The 2720-nt window shown below is 63.1% G+C and carries 2 protein-coding genes and 1 pseudogene; all 3 read left to right on the top strand.

Annotation, left to right across the window (positions count from 1 at the left end):
* On the top strand, positions 1-361 hold a 361-nt coding region (locus tag KVT37_RS31425; protein WP_217578903.1), incomplete at its 5' end, for an ATP-binding cassette domain-containing protein.
* A complete protein-coding gene (locus tag KVT37_RS31420) occupies positions 336-1766 on the top strand; it encodes an HlyD family type I secretion periplasmic adaptor subunit (RefSeq protein ID WP_217578902.1) in 1431 nt (476 codons plus the stop codon). The genes KVT37_RS31425 and KVT37_RS31420, both read left to right, overlap by 26 nt.
* 178 nt (positions 1767-1944) lie before the next feature.
* Positions 1945-2720 (top strand): annotated as a pseudogene (locus KVT37_RS31415) (glutamine--fructose-6-phosphate aminotransferase); the annotation flags it as partial.

Here is a 2720-nt window from a genome sequence, read left to right as displayed (position 1 = left end):
GGTGATCGGCGAACGTGGCTGCTCGCTCTCCGGAGGCCAGCGTCAGCGCATCGCCATTGCCCGCGCGCTCATCGGCGATCCGCGCATCCTCATCTTCGACGAAGCGACGAGCGCCCTCGACTACGAGAGCGAGCGCATCATCCAGGACAACATGCGGGCCATGGCCGAACGGCGCACCGTCATCATCATAGCGCACCGCCTGTCGATGGTGCGCGATGCCGACCGTATCATCACCATCGATCGCGGCCGAATCGTCGAGGACGGGACACATGCCGACCTGATGCGCTCGAACGGTCGTTACGCCAACCTTCATCACCTGCAAGCGGGTCAAACCAATGGCGGCCGCCGGAAACATCGTTGAATTTCCAGCTCGGCAGGTGCGCCGCCGCGACTATGAGATCGCGTTCCTGCCCGCGGCGCTCGAGATCATAGAGGCGCCGCCCTCGCCCGTCGGTCGAGCGATCGGCGCGACCATCATTGCCTTCTTCTGCCTTGCGGCCGCCTGGGCGGCGGTAGGCCGGGTCGACATCGTCGCGACGGCTCCCGGCAGGATCGTGCCCAACGACCGCGTCAAGGTTGTCCAGCCGTTGGAGGCTGGTGTCGTGCGCGCTATTCACGTGCGCGACGGGGTCCCGGTGAAGGCCGGCGACGTCCTGGTCGAGCTCGACTCGACGATCAGCGCGGCCGAAACCGACCACATCAAGAGCGATCTTGTTGCCGCGGAACTCGAAGTGGCGCGGTTGCGGGCGGCGCTTTCTGGTCATGCCAATCCCCTCGATGATTTCGTCGCCCCCGCCAATGCAAGCCAGGCCTTGATCGAGACGCAGCGCCGCTTCCTCACCACGCAAACGGCCGAGCAAGACGCGAAGGTGGCCGAGATCACGCGCCAGCTCGCCGAAAAGGAGGCGGAAGGCGAGACAATCAGCGCCACCATCGACAAGCTGCAGGCTGTTCTCCCGCTGCTCCAGGAACGAGTGAAGATGGATAAGAATCTCTACGATAAGGGTCTCGCCTCCAAGATTACCTATCTGACCGATTTGCAGGACCTGATCAGTCAGCAGCACGATCTCCCGGTCCTGGAGAGCCGCGAGAGCGAGGTCAAAGCGGCCGTCTCGGTCTTGAAGGAGACGCGAGAGAGAGCCGAGGCCGAATACCGTCGCTCGCTTTTCGACGATCTGGCGAAGGCAGAGCAAAAGGAGGCCGGCCTCGCCCAGGATCTGATCAAGGCCGAGCAAAAAGCGAAGATGCAAACCCTGACCGCGCCGGTTGACGGCGTCGTGCAGCAACTTTCCGTGCATACGATCGGAGGCGTCGTCGCGCCGGCACAGGCACTCGCGATCGTCGTGCCGGCCGACGCCGCACTCGAGATCGAGGCAATGGTGTCAAACAACGATATCGGTTTCATTTCTCCAGGACAGGACGCGGAGATCAAGGTCGATACCTTCAATTTCACACGCTACGGGCTCTTGCACGGCCGCGTGCTCGGCATCTCGCGCGATACCGTTACGGATGAGCGGCGCGACAATGTGGTGCGTGACCCGTCATCCCCTACGGACGGTTCGGCCTCGGAGAAAGGGACCCGGGACCCCGCTTACCTGGCGCGCGTCTCTTTGGACCATGCACAGATACAGATCGAGGGCAGAGCGGCCAGTCTCTCGCCCGGCATGTCGGTCACAGTCGAAATCAAGACCGGTTCACGCCGCATCATCAGCTACCTGCTTTCGCCGCTCGTCCGCTACAGGCAGGAAGTCTTGCGCGAGAGGTAAGATGGTGTGCCTGTGTCGCCTCGCTTCGCCACCGAGATCCAACAACGCAGGTGTTTTACGCTTGGGGTCCCGAGTGAGTCAGGTGACTCGTTCAAATGAACGATAACCCCGCAGATAATTGGGGATAGTCTGGCTCTCGAGGTAACAAGGACGGTTCGGCCGGGATTCAGAGGCAGGCATGTGCGGTATCGTCGGGATTGTCGGCCGTTCGCAGGTCGCGCCACTTCTCGTCCACGCCCTCAAACGGCTTGAATATCGCGGCTACGACTCGGCCGGCATCGCCACCGTCGAGAAGGGTGAGCTCGGCCGCCGCCGCGCCGAAGGCAAGCTGATCAATCTCGAACGCCGGCTGAAGGAAGAGCCGCTCGACGGCACGATCGGCATCGGCCATACGCGCTGGGCCACGCATGGCGTGCCGGACGAGACCAACGCGCATCCGCATTTTTCCAACGGCGTCGCCATCGTCCACAACGGCATCATCGAGAATTTCGCCGAGCTGCGCGACGAGCTCACCCGCGACGGCTACAAATTCTCCTCGCAGACCGACACCGAGGTCGTCGCGCACCTGGTGGCGCGGGAACTCGCCAAGGGGCTGAAGCCGGTCGAGGCCGCGTATCACGCGCTGAAGCGGCTGCACGGCGCGTTCGCGCTGGCGATCATGTTCAAGGGCGACGAGGACCTGATCGTCGGCGCCCGCAACGGTCCGCCTTTGGCCGTCGGTCATGGCGAGGGCGAGATGTTTTTGGGCTCGGACGCGATTGCGCTGGCGCCCTTCACCAACTCGATCACCTATCTCGAGGACGGCGACTGGGCGGTGGTGCGCCGCGAAAGCGTCGCCATCTACGACATCGACGGCAAGAAGGTCGACCGCAAGCGCCAGCAGTCGCTGTCGACCAGCTTCATGGTCGACAAGGGCAACCGCCGGCATTTCATGGAAAAGGAAATCCATGAGCA

Origin of the sequence: Mesorhizobium sp. GbtcB19 (genome assembly GCF_019091085.1) — a bacterium.
Taxonomy (GTDB): domain Bacteria; phylum Pseudomonadota; class Alphaproteobacteria; order Rhizobiales; family Rhizobiaceae; genus Mesorhizobium.
The sequence above is the reverse complement of the archived record's forward strand: the minus strand, read 5'-3'. Positions and strand labels throughout refer to the sequence as shown.

What these genes read in the sequence shown, in the direction of transcription:
- KVT37_RS31420 (WP_217578902.1), top strand. Translation starts at nt 336, where the DNA reads ATGGCGGCCGCCGGAAACATCGTTGAATTTCCAGCTCGGCAGGTGCGC.